Consider the following 304-nt stretch of genomic DNA (forward strand, 5'->3'; position numbering starts at 1 on the left):
CCACCATATTGCCATTTATCACTACTAAAAAGATTTTCTAAACTAGAGACAAAAACGGTACCAGCTGTACTATTTTCATCAAAATGTTTTCTCATAGCAATTTTATATTGCTCAATTAAGTCATAATTTAATTTTTTATATTGACCCTCTGGGGTGTGAAGTTCATGATACTCATAAGGAATATCGCTTTTATCATCAATTTTATTATGTAATTTAGCATCCCCTGTATAATTGACTTCGGCTAGGCGTTGAAAATTTAAGTCCTCAATCATACCTAGGGGATCTTCTAAAATAACCGCCCCAA

At 32.6% G+C, this 304-nt stretch carries 1 protein-coding gene; it reads right to left on the reverse strand.

All coding sequences use genetic code 11. The features are described from left to right. Positions 1 to 304, reverse strand: a 304-nt coding sequence (locus H3S73_RS13675; protein ID WP_198248936.1) for a hypothetical protein, incomplete at both ends; no start/stop codon positions are given.

Origin of the sequence: Gilliamella sp. B14384G12 (genome assembly GCF_016101825.1) — a bacterium.
Taxonomy (GTDB): Bacteria; Pseudomonadota; Gammaproteobacteria; order Enterobacterales; family Orbaceae; genus Gilliamella; species Gilliamella apicola_N.